Annotated in this window: 9 protein-coding genes and 1 pseudogene; 3 read left to right on the forward strand and 7 right to left on the reverse strand. The window is 44.9% G+C overall.

The features are described from left to right. Positions 1-113: 113 nt before the first annotated feature. A pseudogene (locus AB5217_RS08190) lies at positions 114-557 on the reverse strand (Bcr/CflA family drug resistance efflux transporter); the annotation flags it as partial. Positions 558-1,008: 451 nt separating this feature from the next. On the opposite strand from AB5217_RS08190, the gene AB5217_RS08195 reads away from it, so the two are divergent. From AB5217_RS08195 to AB5217_RS08205, 3 genes are all read left to right on the forward strand, one after another. Further along, positions 1,009-2,328 (forward strand): TolC family protein, encoded by a 1,320-nt coding sequence (locus AB5217_RS08195; RefSeq protein ID WP_032844945.1) that lies wholly within the window; start codon positions 1,009-1,011, stop codon positions 2,326-2,328. Between the two features lie 79 nt (positions 2,329-2,407). Then, positions 2,408-3,442, forward strand: coding sequence for an HlyD family secretion protein (locus AB5217_RS08200; RefSeq protein ID WP_004321762.1), 1,035 nt, complete (start codon positions 2,408-2,410; stop codon positions 3,440-3,442). A 58-nt stretch (positions 3,443-3,500) separates the two neighbouring features. After that, positions 3,501-5,114, forward strand: a complete 1,614-nt coding sequence (locus tag AB5217_RS08205) for a hypothetical protein (protein ID WP_032844944.1) — start codon at positions 3,501-3,503, stop codon at positions 5,112-5,114. 126 nt (positions 5,115-5,240) lie between these two features. On the opposite strand, the gene AB5217_RS08210 is transcribed toward AB5217_RS08205, so the two are convergent. From AB5217_RS08210 to AB5217_RS08235, 6 genes are read right to left on the reverse strand one after another with little or no spacing between them, the layout of a single operon-like run. Further along, on the reverse strand, positions 5,241-6,356 hold the full coding sequence (locus AB5217_RS08210; protein WP_032844942.1) for an acyltransferase family protein: 1,116 nt from the start codon (positions 6,354-6,356) through the stop codon (positions 5,241-5,243). A gap of 21 nt (positions 6,357-6,377) precedes the next feature. Continuing rightward, positions 6,378-8,006, reverse strand: a complete 1,629-nt coding sequence (locus tag AB5217_RS08215; protein ID WP_032844941.1) for a beta-N-acetylhexosaminidase — start codon at positions 8,004-8,006, stop codon at positions 6,378-6,380. 20 nt (positions 8,007-8,026) lie between these two features. Beyond that, positions 8,027-10,537 (reverse strand): family 20 glycosylhydrolase, encoded by a 2,511-nt coding sequence (locus AB5217_RS08220; RefSeq protein ID WP_032844940.1) that lies wholly within the window; start codon positions 10,535-10,537, stop codon positions 8,027-8,029. A 38-nt stretch (positions 10,538-10,575) separates the two neighbouring features. Beyond that, positions 10,576-11,958 carry a DUF5016 domain-containing protein gene (locus tag AB5217_RS08225; protein WP_004310091.1) on the reverse strand — a complete coding sequence of 461 codons (1,383 nt, stop codon included), beginning with the start codon at positions 11,956-11,958 and terminating at the stop codon, positions 10,576-10,578. Between the two features lie 33 nt (positions 11,959-11,991). Next, positions 11,992-13,467, reverse strand: coding sequence for a RagB/SusD family nutrient uptake outer membrane protein (locus AB5217_RS08230; RefSeq protein WP_004297680.1), 1,476 nt, complete (start codon positions 13,465-13,467; stop codon positions 11,992-11,994). Positions 13,468-13,478: 11 nt separating this feature from the next. Next, complete coding sequence (locus AB5217_RS08235; protein ID WP_004297679.1) at positions 13,479-16,721, reverse strand: TonB-dependent receptor; 3,243 nt, start codon at positions 16,719-16,721, stop codon at positions 13,479-13,481. Between the last annotated feature and the right edge of the window lie 200 nt (positions 16,722-16,921).

Genomic DNA, 16,921 nt, shown 5'->3' on the forward strand with positions numbered 1-16,921 from the left:
CGGTCTGTTTATACTGGTAGTAATTATAATTATACTGGTAGTAAATTATAAAAGTCATGAGGGAGTTTAAGCTTTAACTTCCCCATGACTTTTATTTTTGAAACAATCTCACTTTAACGGAAAATCCGGCACATTGCTACTTTCATCGGTACTTTCCTCATCGCCCATAGTGCACAAAGCAGGGAACAGATGGCGCAGACCACAAATGTAACTCCGGTAGATACAAGGATATTTCCCAAGCCGACCAACGGAGAAACAATACCTCCGGAAGCAAAACAGAGTGCTCCCAGCAGGGCGGAAGCTGCTCCGGCGTAACGGCGTTCGCTATCCATCGCCAAGGTGGTGGAGGAAGTAAAGGTCAGTCCCATTGTGAAAAGTAATGCGAACATCAGCAGTTCATAGGTCCAGAAGCCGCATCCGTTATACAAGGCAATCATCACACAGACGGACAGGCACAACATACCGATGCATCCGGTCAGCGTCCCAGTTTCAGGTTGGCGGAATTTCACGGAGATAGCTGCTGCCACCCCGATAGCTACCGCATTCACCGCGAAGCAAGCTTCACCTTACGGTACATATTATATCGCATCTTTACTTCAGGAGTGGTTGTGCTTCTTTCTATTCTTTCTCCTATTTGATATGCTAGCTGCCATTCGTTAAAAAACATTATATTTGAGCCTATATAGGGTTACAACTTACTTGTTTTTTTTCATAATTTTGCAAACCAAAAATAGAAAAATAGGTATCAAAATGAAACTAAGATATTATCAAATCGCCATTCGTTACAAGAACAAAATGCATGACTTTCACGGTTGGGGTGTAGCAGCGCAGATTTGATAACCCTCCTATTTTCACTACAGAGAACGCCAGAGGACACAGCGTTCAAATAATCTTCATTAACTTGTGTCAACTGACATATTTCAAAAGAAAAAACTCTGTGTTACTCTGTATTATTCCGTGGTGAAGAAAATTCAAAATTCTACTATTAATTAAATTTCTTTTCACTTTATGAGCAAAAAAAGATGGCTCATAGTGCCGCTATGTGCCGTGCTATGCAGTCAGGGACTGTTTGCCCAGACGCTTGACAGGAGAGTGTTGGGCATTGACGAAATGTTCCGTCTGGCAGACGAGAACAGTCAGAGTATTCAAACGTATAAAACCGGAAAGGAAGCAGCCGATGAAGCTTTGAAGGCTGCCAAGTCACAACGTTTGCCGGACATAGGTGCCTCACTCTCATTTAGTTACCTGGGCGACGGATATATATGGGACCGTGACTTCAAAAACGGGCAGAATATCCCTATGCCACACTTCGGCAATAACTTTGCGTTGGAAGCGCAACAAGTGATTTACGCCGGAGGAGCCATCAACAGCAGTATTACTCTGGCTGAACTCAGTCAGCAAATGGCTGCATTGGACTGGCAGAAGAACCGTCAGGAAATCCGCTTTCTCCTGACCGGCTATTACCTGGATTTATACAAGTTGAATAACCAGCTGCAAGTGTTACAGAAGAATCTGGATTTGACGGAACAGGTGATCCGCAACATGGAATCACGCCGCACACAGGGAACGGCCTTAAAAAATGACATCACCCGCTATGAGCTACAGAAAGAGACGCTGAAACTGCAACTGGCAAAGGTGCAGGATGCCCGCAAAATAATGAATCATCAACTGGTGACTACCTTACATCTGCCTGCCGGAACAGAAATCGTTCCCGATTCTACCTTGCTGAACGAGGAAGTGACAGCATTAGCCGAAAACGACTGGCAAATGATGGCCAGTCAAAGCAATGTAGGACTGCAACAAGCCCAGCTGGCTATGAAAATGAACGAGCAGAAAGTGAAATTGGAACGCTCGGAACTGCTTCCGAAAATTGCACTTGTGGCCGGTGAACATTTAGATGGTCCTATCACCATCGAAGTCCCGGTGCTCGACAATAACTTCAATTACTGGTATGTGGGGGTCGGTATCAAATACAATCTTTCTTCTTTATTTAAAAACAACAAGAAAGTGCGCCAGGCAAAACTAAACGTCCGCAGAGCACAGGAGGAATATTCACTGGCACAGGAACAAATAGAAAACGGTGTACAAGCGAACTACGTCAACTTTCTCACCTCTTTCACAGACCTGCGTACACAGGAGAAAAGCGTGGAACTTGCCGACCAGAACTATAACGTAACCAGCAACCGTTATAAAAACGACCTTGCCCTGCTCACCGATATGCTCGATGCCAGCAATATGAAACTAAGTGCCGACCTCGGTCTGGTCAATGCACGTATTAACTTGATATACAGTTATTATAAAATGAAATATATCACACACACTCTCTGACAGAGAAGTAATGACTTATCAAAAAGAATCCAACTTATAACAGAATCAAATTCTCATCTCTCTTAAAATAGAACAGATTATGATAGCTAGAAAAACCCAGAAGATAATATACAACATTGTAATTATCTGTTTACTTATCGGTGGTGTCACTTATGTTTGTTCCCGGTTTATCCACTTGGGAAATATCGAATATACGGATAATGCACAGGTGAAACAACATATCACGCCGATCAATACCCGTGTACCGGGATTCATCAAGAAAATCTACTTTGACGAGTATCAGCAAGTGCGCAAAGGCGACACGCTTCTTATCATCGAAGATGCGGAATTCCGTCTCCGTGTGGCACAGGCAGAAGCAGATTTGGCGAATGCCACCGCAGGACGCCAGGCCACTACCATCGGTATCGCCACTACGCAAAACAATTTAAGTGTGAGCGACGCAAGTATTGAAGAAGTACGTGTACAGATGGAAAATGCCAAACGTGAACTGAACCGTTTTGAGAAACTGTTGCAGGAAGACGCAGTGACGAAACAGCAATATGACAACGTACATACAGCATACGAAGCTGCCAAAGCCCGTTATGAACAGGTGTCACGGGCTAAAATGTCTACTTCTTTAGTGAAAAGTGAGCAGACTCATCGCCTGGGACAGAATGAAGCAGGTGTCCGCCTGGCAGAAGCTGCGTTGGAACTTGCCCGTCTGAATCTCTCTTATACAGTCATCATTGCTCCGTGTGACGGCACGACAGGAAAGAAAGAAATCCTGGAAGGGCAACTGGTGCAACCGGGACAGACTATGGTTGATATCGTAGACAGCAGTGATTTGTGGGTAATCGCCAATTACCGCGAAACCCAGCTTCCGAATATCAAAGAAGGTGCAGAAGTGGAAATAACCGCAGACGCCGTGCCGAACGTCACATTCAAAGGAGTAGTAGAATCCATCTCCGATGCAACAGGAGCCGCCTTCTCAATGATTCCGCAAGACAACGCCACCGGAAACTTCGTGAAAGTGGAGCAACGTATTCCCGTACGTATCAGTCTGAAAGGAAACAAACCAGAAGATTTGAAACGCATGCGTGCCGGTTTTAACGTGGAATGTGAAGTGAAATATTAACACTCCAATTCTCAATCGCTTTAATTTTTTAATTTTCAATTCTTAATTTTCAATTCTTATGAGTGCTCCTGTTCTGAACGGTCCTTTTGTTTTGCCGATGTTCCGCAGTTTCGTGCCGCGGAAGATGCAACCGTGGATTTATCTTTTCATAGCCGTCACCTTCCAACTTTCGGGAGGTGTCTATTTGGGTGCATTGAATCAGATGATCGGCAGCATGTCACTGATGCGGGAGGATATTTTAATGTGCATGTACGCCAACCTGGCCGGTATGGCGATCTACTTTCCGTTACTGTTCCGCATGAAGTTCCGTTTTACCAATAAGACCCTGCTTACATCGGCCGCACTGGGAGTATTACTCTGCAACCTGATAGCACCGCATATCACCTTTCTCCCTCTATTGTGGTTGGTCTGCTTCATCGAAGGTATGTGCAAAATACAGGGAACTTTCGAGTGTATGTCAAACATTCAGCTGTGGATGACTCCTAAACGGGATTTCACCGTTTTCTTTCCCTGGCTTCATATTGTTATTTTGGGAAGCATCCAGCTATCCGACCTGATTACGACCCGTTTGATGTATCATTATCACTGGACATACATGAACCTGTTCGTTGCCGGTCTGATGCTGATTGTCTTATTGATACAGTTCACTTGTGTGAAGCATTTCCGGTTCATGCGCAAATTTCCTCTGTTTGGTATCGACTGGCTGGGGGGGATACTATGGGCTGCCTTATTAGCGGAAATCGCCTTCCTCTTCAACTACGGAGACTGGTACGACTGGTGGAACAGCCCGGTCATCCGCCAACTTACCATCGTGATTTTCATCACTTTAGGAATTTGTATTTGGCGCATGATGACCATTCGACACCCATTTCTCGAACCAAAGATGTGGACGTACCGCCATTTTTTGCCTTTATTGGGATTAGTCACTTTAGTGGAAGCGTTCCTCGCCACGGAGCACGTGCTGGAGGAAGTCTTTTACGAGGAAGTAATGAAATATGAAGAACTGGTCAGTTCCCAACTCGATTGGCTTGCCATTGTCGGTATCGTATGCGGTTGTGTGTTTTCGTATTGGTGGATGCACGTCAAGCAGTATAATTATGTACGCCTGGTCATTGTCGGCTTTATCGGGTTGATCGGTTACCTGATCGGTTTCTACCTGACTTTATCCACCGACATCCATATTTCACAGCTTTACCTGCCGACCGTATGTCGGGGCTTCGCTTATGCCGTATTGAGTGCTACTTTTATGGTGTGTCTGGAGGAAATCATGACTTTCCAGCATTTCTTCCAGGGATTAAGTGTGTTCAATATGCTGCACATGGTAGTAGGCGGCGTAGTGGGAGCCGCAGTCTATGCACAGGGATTGGCGTATTATGTTCCCGACAATCTGGCCCGTTACGGTTCAGCCATCGATCATGTAGCTTTCAGCAGTAGTCCGTTCAATCTGGGTCACTATATGGAAGAGTTTATCAGTCAGATGATGGAGATAAGCATCAAGCAGATTTACGGCTGGGTGGCTTATGCCTGCATTTTCCTCTTCCTATTGTTATTGCTCTACGATTTCCCGGCTCGACGCTCACTAAAAAGTATACCAAGCTGGAAAGAGGTGGCAAGGGAGGTGAAAAATACGTTCTGGCGGACAACACACACGCCGTCGGAGAAAGAAAAATAGGAAGACTGTTTACCTGTATATTTATTGAACTGATAATCAATAGAGTTTATGCCATCCGGCTACGAAAACAAACTGCCGTAGCTATCCGGCATAAACTCTACCTTTTTCTAACTAGTCACTTACCTTCTATATCTTTATAAATAGTTGCTTTTTGTACAGCCCCCATACAATCAGATAATTGAATCCGATAAACAGAAGGCCGTAAATCAGAGAGGCCAGATGAGCATCGGGAAGAACGCTCCAAATGGAAGTGTAAATCTTCTCCTGCAAGCTACTCTCCCCAACTGTAATTACCTCCAGCAAAGTAGCTAACACACCGGCCACTATATAAATAAACAATGGATTCGTACCAAAAACATGGAAAGGATATCCCCATTTCTGCTTTTTACGAATATCAATCAGCCAGGTGAGAAACACAAGCAACAAGGAAGCAAAACCACAAGTCACCAGCACAAAAGTCGGACTCCATACTTTCTTATTCAACGGACAGCCGTAACTCAACAACCATCCTGCAAACAAAAGAGCAATACCCAGTATGGAGATCTGCAACAGCCGGTGATGGATTTCAGTCTTCTCCCGCAAAATATTTCCGCAGAAATAACCGATAATCACTTGCGCAATGCACGGCAAGGTACTCAACAGGCCTTCCGGGTCGAAAAAGATACGCCCGCCATCCGGCAACCACTCCCGATACAAATGGGCTTCTCCGAATAGTGTGCGATCTGTAACGGCAACAATATTCTGTTCGGAAAGTTCAAATCCGTGTCCCAAAGCCAGCAAGATGGAATAACCTGCCAGAATGATCCCGGAGATCCATGCCAGATTTGCCGGACGCCGGACACCCACAATCAGCAAGGAACCAAAGAAATAAGCCAATGCCAACCGCTGCAACACTCCCAGAATACGTATGTGCGAGAAAGGTTGTTCTACTCCTGTGCACACCAACGAGAACCAGGAAAGAAAAAGTCCCAACAAAAACAAGATCACCGTGCGCCGTACCAGTTTGATGATAAAACCGCGACTGAAATGATGATCGAACCGGGATAAGGCAAAACTCATGGAAACGCCCATTATAAACATGAAGAACGGGAAGACCAAATCAGTCGGAGTCAGTCCGTTCCATTCGGCATGTCGCAAGGGTGCGTAAATGGATTCCCATGTTCCGGGGTTGTTCACCAAAATCATTCCGACAATGGTGATTCCCCGGAGTATATCTAATGAAAGTAAACGTTCTGATTTCATATTGTTCTTAGTGTACCGGGATTAAAGAAATCCCGGTTTGGTGAAATAGAATCCATTCGCATTCAACCATTTAACATGCCATTTCAGGCGATTGGTAAAATCAATCCAGTTACGGCTACTTCCCCACGCCAACTCCGAAAATGCTTGAAGAGAGGGAAACACGTGCTGGCCAAACTTCCGTTCATTAGGAATCATCTCCGTCCAGACACAAGCCTGGAAGCCTAATACATTTTGCTTCACGATGCCGGGAAACTGGGGTTCGAACTCGAAGTTATACAAAGAGCTTAATCCTTCGTCTGAAGGCGTTGCACTCAAATAGAAACGGGACCATTCCATGAATATAATCGGATAACCTTTCTGGGTAATCTTTCCCGGCTGATCGGGCAGCCAGTCACGCCAATAAGTATAAATCAAATCCTGTGGCTCTTTTTCAAGAAAAGCATCGTCCCATCCCATCACTTTCTTGCCTTTACCCTTCACATAGTTCGTCATAATCTTCACAAAACGGTTTTGCAGTTCATCCACTTTCTGATAACCTTCCTGCTGCATCAATCGCTGACAAACTTCACACTGTTCCCAGTTATCTTTCTCCACTTCATCTGCTCCGATATGGAAATATTCCGAAGGGAAAATCTCGACCATCTCATCAATGATGGACTGCACGAACTGATAGTTCTCCGGACGCGAGGGACAGATAGGATAAGAGAATTCTTCTCCCCATCCGGCTTCTCCCGTGCACGACAACTCGGGATAGACTTTGATAGCCGCCGAGAAATGACCTGGCATGTCAATTTCGGGTACAATATCGATCCCTCTTTCCAACGCATAACTTACCAAACCTTTCATCTCTTCCTGCGTATAATGACCACCATATTGAGAACCGTTTCTCACGAAACGGGGATCTATCTCATAGTTATAATCCTGTTGGGAAAGTTCTACGCATCTCTTGTCATATTCGTCAAAGTCGCGCCAGCTGCCTTCCTGCGTCAGCAACGGATATTTTTTCACTTCAATGCGCCAACCCTGATCGTCCGTCAGATGCAAGTGAAGCTTGTTTATCTTGTAGAAAGACAAACAGTCTATCACCTTTTTCAGATAATCAACCGTAAACATGTGGCGGACTACATCGATATGAAATCCGCGCCAATCATATTTGGGAGCATCTTTTATATCGACCATCGGAAGATATTTAGCACTTCCGGAAGTGAAGAAATTTGCTTGTTCGAGCGCTTGTCTCAATGTCTGGATTCCCCAGAGAAGTCCGGTTTCCGTTGAATAATAAACGCAGGCTCCCTCTTTGGTAACGGTGAGCCGGTAAGCCTCTTTTGCCAAATCCGATTCCTGTTTCACACGGATAAAGGCACGATCGTTGGAGGCATCACTGACGGAAAGAGAAAGTTTCTCTTCCAGGGTGGATTTCAACAGTTGCGACGTGGAAGCCGGAATGTTCTGGCTGACAGTCACATTCTGCGAAAGAGAGACAACCGATTCTTTATAATCGACTCTTTCCGGCAAAGGCATCACCGACAGACGGGTGGGCACTCGCTCCGGGTAGTTCCCGTTATCATTATCATTGCACGACAACGATGTGATCGCACCTATTCCCAACAAGAATAATATTCCGGTTCTTTTTATCTTATCATAATTCATAACTTATCTACTTTTGTGGATTAATCTACTTTGAGAGTGCTTGTCACACTCTCTTTATTTAAATAAAACAGTTTCGCTTTCACAACGGAAGCATCACAGGCTACGGGAGCTTTCCAAAGTTCCGAATGAAGGGTCGGTTCCGTACCATCGGTCGTATAGCGTATTTCGCCTCCCCGGATAGGAGTACTGGCGTGGAGTTGCCCTTCTTTGATGCAAAGTCCGGGATGAGGTAAACGGAAATTGATACTTCGGGACGCCCAGTGAGGCATTTCTTTCTCACTCACTTTGGAGTAGAACAGGCCCAGTTCTTTATTGAAAGCCTGACGTTCTTTCTCTCCTGCTAAAGTGCTCCAGGCGGGAAAAGCATTCCAACCGCGTTCCACCAATCCGAGAATTTTAGGGAAGGTGTAATATTCCACCCATTCAAAATCACGGATGGTTTCAGCAAATAATTGTGCCTGCACTCCCTGGATATATTCCTTTCCGAAAGCGGTCAAAGTCGTTTTTCCCTTTCCCGCGATGTCCGGATCGACCGGATTGCCTGCCATATCGGTACGCGAAGAACGATAAATGCTATATGGAAGCATGGAGAAGCCTTTGGACTCGTCAACATATCCCGCCCACGAGAGACCTCTTTCGTCGGGATGAGCGTCATAGGCCAAATCCAGATAGAAATTGTTCACGTTGCAGAGAATCACCGGATATCCTTTGTTGGCTATCTGGTAAGGTATTTCATCCGCTTCCCATTCAGGAACCGTATTCCAGCAATACACTCCTGCTGCAAGTTGGTTCAAATGACGATCGGTTGTTTCCGGATGTCCCAACGCTACTTCCTGCCAGCCGCTGAATTGCAAATGATATTGTTGCAGATAGTCTGCCATCTTCGTAATATAGTATTCAGACAGTTCGTGGGCACTTGTCATCCCGTTTTCATCCATAAACGTCCGGCAGACAGGAGAACCCATCCAGGCTCCTTCGGGTACTTCATCGCCACCTAAATGAATCGTAGTCAAAGGTACCTCCGCTTCCTCATACATGGCTATCAACTCACGAATCACTTTTTCCATAAACCGGTATGTAGAAGGCAATGCTACATTCATGACATTATCCGTATAAGACTGCGCGGAAACATAACGGGAAGTGTCTTGTGCGTCACTTAATAAATATTCGTTGGCCTTTTCAGGGGCAGTATTCACATACTTATGATAGCGCGCTTTCATGGACACGATTGCCGCACGGGCATGTCCCGGAGACTCAATCTCCGGAATCACACGCACATGTCTTTGAGCTGCATAACGCAATAAATCGATAAATTCTTCACGGGTGTAATATCCGTTGCCGGAGGTAGCTGCAGACGGATCATAGTTGCCATCGTAGCCCGGATATAAACATTCCAGTTCATCCGTGGTATGTCCCCGGCGTGCGCCAACCGAGGTCAATTCTTCCAAGCCGGGAATCTCCAGACGCCAGCCTTCATCATCCGAAAAATGGAAATGCAGTACGTTCAGTTTATAAGAAGATATTACATCTACCAGCTTTTTCAGATGTTCAACAGTCGTAAAGTTCCTGGCAATATCGAGCATTTGCCCGCGATACGGCAAGTCGGGATAATCGCGGATGGAGAGAGCTTCCAAACGAAACGGCTTTTCCTGACCTTTCAACAGGGAGAGCAAGGTTTGCGTCCCATTGAATATGCCATGTGAAGTGGAAGCTGAAATATTTATCAGCCCGTTTCCCGTATCAATCCGATAATATTCGCCGTTCACTGCTGTTTCCCGTTCCGGCAAATAATCCAGATGAACTGTTACCGGTGCTTCGGATACAACTTCCAGGCCATGGATGGTTGCCAGCTTTTCTTTCAGTAATTCAGCTTCGTTGGCAAAATCGGGATGGAAAGTCAGTTTTACTTTATTTTCTATAGCAAAACCCTCTTTGCCGGTAGCCGGCACCGCTTCTTTCACTGACGGAAAAATATCAGTTTGCTGCAACTGGGCTGTAGTCTCCAACGCCAAATTCGAAGCATATATCTTATCAGGTGCGGGATACCAGTCTTCTGTCTCCATTCCTTTCAGCGGCTGTATGGTCAGTCCGACAGGCAAGGGGATACCTTGCTTACTGCCTGACTGACTCACCCAGTAAGTGCCTTCGGGAGCATGTGACATTTTTTTCAATCCGTTGGTACAACAGAATTTGACGGTCAACGAATCTCCCGGAGCCAGTGGTTGAAAATTTTCTGCCGGATACATCCGGAAGAAGTTCGCATTCACCACTTCCACTTTGACCGGAGCAGACTCTTCCTGCAGAATCTCACGAGGCAGCTGCGAATAATAGATGATCCAATCCTTTCCTAAAGGAACATCTGAGATGTTCTTCAGGACAAATGAATTCTCATAGTAACCGGGCTGTACTTCCACAGCTCCCATCTTCCAAGTCAATGACACGGGGGCTTTCGCCCCGTCAGTCGATTTACAACCGGAAATGACCAGCAGGAGGCACAGACTTCCCCATATTATATATAGCATATTTCTCATAGGCTTTCCTGTTTTTCTATATATCATTCTTTTAGGTATTAATCACTCAATCGTTCGATGTGCAAAGTTTCTTTGCCTACTCCCTGCGAGGCGTCGAAAGTCAGACGATAATAGCCGGGAACGAAACCGTCGCCACTCGTTATTCCATTGGAACCAGATAGTTCAATTCCATCCGTATCGCCGGACAATGAACCCTCTTGCAGTAGCATGCCTTTATCTTTATTCCATTGCAAATCGCTGTAAATTTCAATTTCGAAGGATTCCCATTCATGAGTGTTACTCAAATACACGGTGGTCTGGTATTTCTGTTCACCGATTGGCACAATATATCCTAACTGTGATATGTCTTCCAAATTCCAGCCTCCACTATTATATGCTTCATTCCAGACGGGTGCGCATGTAAATCCGTGTCCTACCAGCCAGAAGCAAGTGGGAGCCGTATCACCCATCCGTGCCACCCAGATATAATTATACTTAGAAGAATAATAGATCTCCCAGGTTCCTGATTTGCGCAAGAAGGTAAACTTGCCATTATCCGGATTATAGCTAAAGAAGTCGCGATTGTAAGCGTGTTCCACATCTTCAAATCCACTCATTTCGAACTCTTCCCCCTGCGTAAAGCTAATCTGTGCACGGAAAAATCCCTCACTGGCTATCAACTCGGTTTCTTTAATTTTCAGGTTCTTTTGGTAGCCGACTACTCCCAGTTCAAAAGTCATCACATTGAAAGTGATTTGTTCGACAAACCAATCCCGGTAATCAAAAGCAAAGCTAGGGCCCGACGCTTCAATAAGGACTGCCGTATTGCTTGCTTCGGCAGCTCCCCAAATCAGTTTTGCATCGTCCAATGATGCTGCGGTAGAGATCTTTCCGGATAGTTCCATCGGATAACCCTCTTCCGAATCGGAAACTTCCGTGAGGTACAGGTAAGGATTGTCCTCACTCCGGTTCATTTCTACCACCTCACCGTTATAGTGAAGATAAAGCACTTCGGGAATCTGCGGACGGGTGATATGGAAATCAAATGTTTGAGTGACTTCACTACCTTCCACATTAATGGCTGTCAGAATCACCTTCGCTTCCTGATTCTCTTCAAGTCCGGCTTCAAACGGGATATAAATCCCTTTTTCAACAATCGAGACATCAGTGCCTTTCGTACGGATCGACTGCGAACTGACCAAAGTTTCACCTGTCATCAATTTCACTTCCAGCGTAGACAAAGGAGTCTGCGGATCGTGAATCTTCACAGAAAAATAAAGAGAATCGGCAGCAGGTGTCTGATCGGTAGTTGAGAATTGCAGTTCCGATATTTCGGGACACGAATATGGATACGTCACCCGGCCATCTTCTTCGCTGCATGAAGCCAGCCAACAAACAGTCAGCCCCAGCAGCCATAAAAACAGATTATTGTGTTTCATCATTTTTTCTTTTAAAGTTTTACGTTCCTCTTTTCATTAATAGCCTTCATTTTGAGTCAGATTGGTGTTCTTATCTTTCTCTCCTTGAGGAATCGGCCACAACTGCCGAAAAGCCTGCAAACCTGCAAACAGCAATCTGCCGTCTTTGTCTTTATGCTTCTGCATCACTTCCAGCAAACGATTATTGCGTACCAGGTCGAACCAGCGCTGACCTTCCATATACAACTCTAATTGGCGTTCGTTCTCTACCGCCAGGCGTCCTCTGGCCTGCCCCATATTTTCATCTAAAGAAGAAGGAGCAAAACCGGCACGCTCTCTAATGCTGTTTACAATCCGGATGGCTTCCGGGGTGCGGTCCAACTCTACCAGTGCTTCGGCTTTCAACAGCAGTATATCTGCCAACCGCATCAAAATGATATTGGAAGTCTTCTCGCGAATCTTATAAGACAACGGGTAACTGTCTGCCGGCCAATAGGTATCATAAGGCACTGATTTCCAAAGAATACTGGATGCATAACGGGTATCTTTCTCTTTGTCAAATTTAGCAACCAGATCATGAGTAGGTGTACAATAACGTCGCCAGGTTACTGATCCGTCATCTTCTTTCAGCAATACCCAGTAAGCCCAGTTGGGTGCATCGGAGGTGTAATAGACTTCAAAGATGCTTTCTGAAGAAAATTTCTTATCGGGTTGCCACAACTCGTCAAAATTGCTGACCAGCGTATAGCCTTCTGCTATTACTTTGTCACAAGCCTCAACCACTTTGGTATAGTCGCGTGTTGATTTCTCCCCTCTCGTTGCTAACACTTTGGCACGTAAAGCATAGGCTGCTCCCTTGGTTGCCTGGAAAATTCCTTTATTCTTGCTTACCAGGTAACGAATGGTATTTTCTTCATTCAGGTCGTCCAGGATCTGGTCATATATTTTATCTGTGGCAGAACGTTCCGGATACATCACCGGATACCATTTATCGAGGTTTTCGGCTGTAATGGTCGGAATCAAATCCAGCACCATCGGGGCATCACCCCATAAACGGACAATATCAAAATACGCCCATGCCCGCAAGAACTTGGCTTCTGCAATAACACGATTACGTTCTTCTGCTACGGTAGAAGTAGGATCCATCATCTTCGTATTTTCAATCACACTGGTTGCAGTGCCCGCCATCGAATAATACTGTGACCAGACCAGTTCTACTTTATAATTGGTAGAGGTCAGTTTCAACAAATCAAACTCCTGTTCGGCCACACCATCTCCGCCGATATAACAATTATCGGACTGCACATCTCCAATAGTATAATTTTCCGACTGGAATATATCTGCTTTAAAACTCTCATACGCACCCTGCAACTCGGCCTGTGCATCTGCCAGACTTCCATATTTAGACTCCTGATCTTCCGTTCCGGTACCTTCCTGCATAAAATCCGATTGCGGTTTCTCATCTAGGAAACTACTGCATGAAACGACTAATGTACAGAGTACGACATACGCTAACTTTATTATGTTTTTCATTTTCGCAGCTATTAAAATTCAATATTCAAACCAAAAATTACCGCCCTCGATTGAGGATAAGTACCATAGTCCACTCCTTGAGCAACGGAGTCTCCGCCAAAAGCATTTACTTCAGGATCGTATCCTTTGTATTTTGTCAGTGTGAAGAGATTCTGTCCGGTGACGTAAGCCTGCAATCTGGACAGATGTATCTTATTCAACCATTTCTTAGGAAAATTATAGGATAAAGTGACTGTTTTCAGGCGCAGATAAGATCCATCTTCTACAAAACGGGAGGAGTTATGATTATTCTCTGTATTACCAACGCGGGGGACATTGGTAATCATACCCGGTCGTTTCCAACGATCCAACACACGAACCGACTGGTTTCTAAAGTCTGTCATGCCTTCCATATCAATACGCGATGCATTAAAAATCTTATTGCCCTGACTTCCCTGCAAGAATACAGACAGGTCGAAACCGGCATACGAAAATGTATTCGTCATACCGTAAATGAACTTGGGCTGGGCATTTCCCAAAGTAGTGCGATCTTCCGGATCGATAAAACCGTTACCATTCAAGTCACGATAGATAATATCTCCGGTTTCCGGATCAACGCCTTCTGATATGTAACCAAAGAATGTGCCTAACGGAAGACCTTCTTTCAGGATGACGGCTTTCTCCTTGGATTCGTACATTTCAGCATAATAATAAACTTTATTCAAACCGAGCTTCGTCAGCTTATTCCGGTTGAAAGATATATTGAAATCGGTATTCCACTGAAAGTTACCTTTAAAATTCTGGGAAGAGAGAGTGAACTCCATACCTTTATTCACCATCTCACCGTCGTTTCTTGTCACACTGCTCGGCACCACATTCTCCGGCAGGCTGACTGTCAATAGTAAATCGGTGGTCTTTTTGTAGTAAGCATCAACCGAGAAGGATAAGCGGGAATCAAACATGGTCAGGTCGAGTCCCAGATTCCATTGGCTTGTTTTTTCCCAGGTCAGTTCTTTATTGGCTGCCGAGCCGGGTTTAATGGCAAGTCCCGGATATAAGTTTCCCTCCGAAACGGGCAGTTTACTGACGCTCATGGAAGCCATGTAAGCGTAGTTTCCAAAACCGCCTTGGTTACCATTCATACCCCATCCGGCACGTAATTTCAGGTCGGTAACAATGTCTTGTAAAGGTTGCATGAACTTTTCGCCTGAAATTCTCCAACCTGCAGAAACAGAAGGGAAAGTACCCCAACGATGTCCCGGGGCAAAACGAGAAGAACCGTCTGCACGGAAGTTAACCGTCAGCAAATAACGGCTGTCGTAATTGTAGGCTACACGACCCAGAAAAGAGGCCAGCGTCCATGCGGAAGCAGAAGAACCGCAAGCATCCTTATCCAGTTGATTGGCGGCACTGATGGAATGAATATCGGGATAAGACTCTGCCAGGTCGAAACCTGCCATCCACGAACCGTTATATTGTGCACGCTGCTGGGTAGCCCCTCCCAAAATAGAAAGGTTATGTTTGTTGAATGAACAATCATAGGTCAGCAAATTTTCAAAAAGCCATTCGAAGTTTCGTGAGAAACTCTCTTCCACACGCCCTTTTGTACCCCGTCCGTCCGAAGTTGAAATCGGGTCCAGATAGTAGTCCCAATGTTCATTGGTCAGTTCAATGCCAAAAGTGGTTTTAAACTTCAGTCCTTTGAGTATGTCAACCGTGAAGCCGAGTGAGCCATTTATATGGTCTGTATTCGTGTTACTGTCTGCGGCATTGGCAGCCAGCGGATTCAGAATACGTGCACCGTAAGCCTGTTCATCATATTCGTTCGGATCATACGGATTCCGCTTCTGCATAAACGGAGGAGTATTCACAACGGATAAGATGGAACCGGCACGCAAAGAACTACGGCTTTCGTTCACCCATTGTCCGCCTGTATGCGAATATGCAAAATTGAGTGCCATCTTTAGCCATTTGGTCTGCTCACTATCCAGGTTTGCACGGAAATTATACCGATTGAAATGTGCTTTCTCCACGATACCCTGTTCATCGGAATAACCTCCGGAAACAAAATATTGCAGTTTCTCGGTCCCATTTGCCACAGACAACTGATAGTTCTGATTGACACCCGTACCGAAGAATAAATCAGTCCAGTCCACATAGCGCGTTTCACTTTCGGGGATATTGGGGGCAACATCCGAAACTGCTTTCAAATCTTTCATCAAGTCTTTATATTGTTCTGTATTCAACGCATCTATTTTTTTCCCTAATTTAGAGAAACCCACATAAGCACTCATTTTCACTTGTGGTGCACCGATCTTTCCTCTTTTAGTCGTAATCAACACTACTCCGTTTGCCGCACGTGCTCCGTAAATAGCTGCCGATGAGGCATCTTTCAGAATTTGCATGCTTTCAATATCATTCGGACTGATATTCGAAATGTCATCCGACGGCAAACCGTCCACCACATACAACGGTTCATTGGATGCCTGTACCGAAGTGGCTCCTCTCACCCGGATTGTCACTCCGGAACCCGGCATACCCGACGGCTGTACAACCTGAATACCGGCTGCCTTTCCCTGAATAGCCTGTGCGGCTGTCATAATCGGACGTTCTTCAATATCTGCCGTGGAAACGACAGATACCGCAGTCGTAATATCTTTCCGTTTCATAAAACCGTATCCCACTACGACTACCTCTTCCAGTACCTGCGAATCTTCGCTCAATGACACATTGTATATGTTCTGCTTATTGACCGTATGAGATTGGGAAACATAACCGATATAGGAGAAACTGATTTTTGCCCCCACAGGAGCTTCCAAAGAGAAACGACCGTCTATATCGGTAGCGGTTCCAATATTCTCTCCCTCCACTCTCACTGTGACACCAATCAAGGGTTCTCCCCTCCGGTCGGCCACAACACCGGTGATTGTTTTCTTATCGCCTTTCTGGGGGGCGTTCTGTTCACTTTTCAGAGTAAGCACCACTTGCTTACCCGATTCTATTTTATAACTAATAGATGATCCTTTGAAAACTTTTTCTAAAACCGCATCAATACTTTCATTACTCACTGTCAATGAAATTTTTTGATCTAATCCGGGAAGCTTATCCGTATAAAAAAAGCTGTAATCAGCCTTCTTTTCAATCACTCGTATCGTCTGGCGTATCGTCTGATTCTTCACAGAGAAAGTGATCTGCGCACTTGCCTCTTGAGACACAAACAACAAGATACAACTGAACATAACAAGCCTGAATATGATATGTAATTGTTTTCTCATTAGTAATTAGCTTTAAATTCTTTAAAATATAAGTCTGAAAATTAGACTTTTTATTATCTTTGTAAAATCGTGAAGCAAAAAGGATTCCCTTTCCCTTATCCGCATAAGGAAAATTTCTTTTTTACTATCATGTATAAACCGTATTTGATTTCGGGGTGGAATTATGCTGCTACATAATTCTACCCTCTTTATTTTATTAT

Origin of the sequence: Bacteroides sp. MSSM.1001136sp1_RTP21357st2_D2_RTP21359_211015, assembly GCF_040913205.1 — a bacterium.
GTDB classification, from domain to species: Bacteria; Bacteroidota; Bacteroidia; order Bacteroidales; family Bacteroidaceae; genus Bacteroides; species Bacteroides ovatus.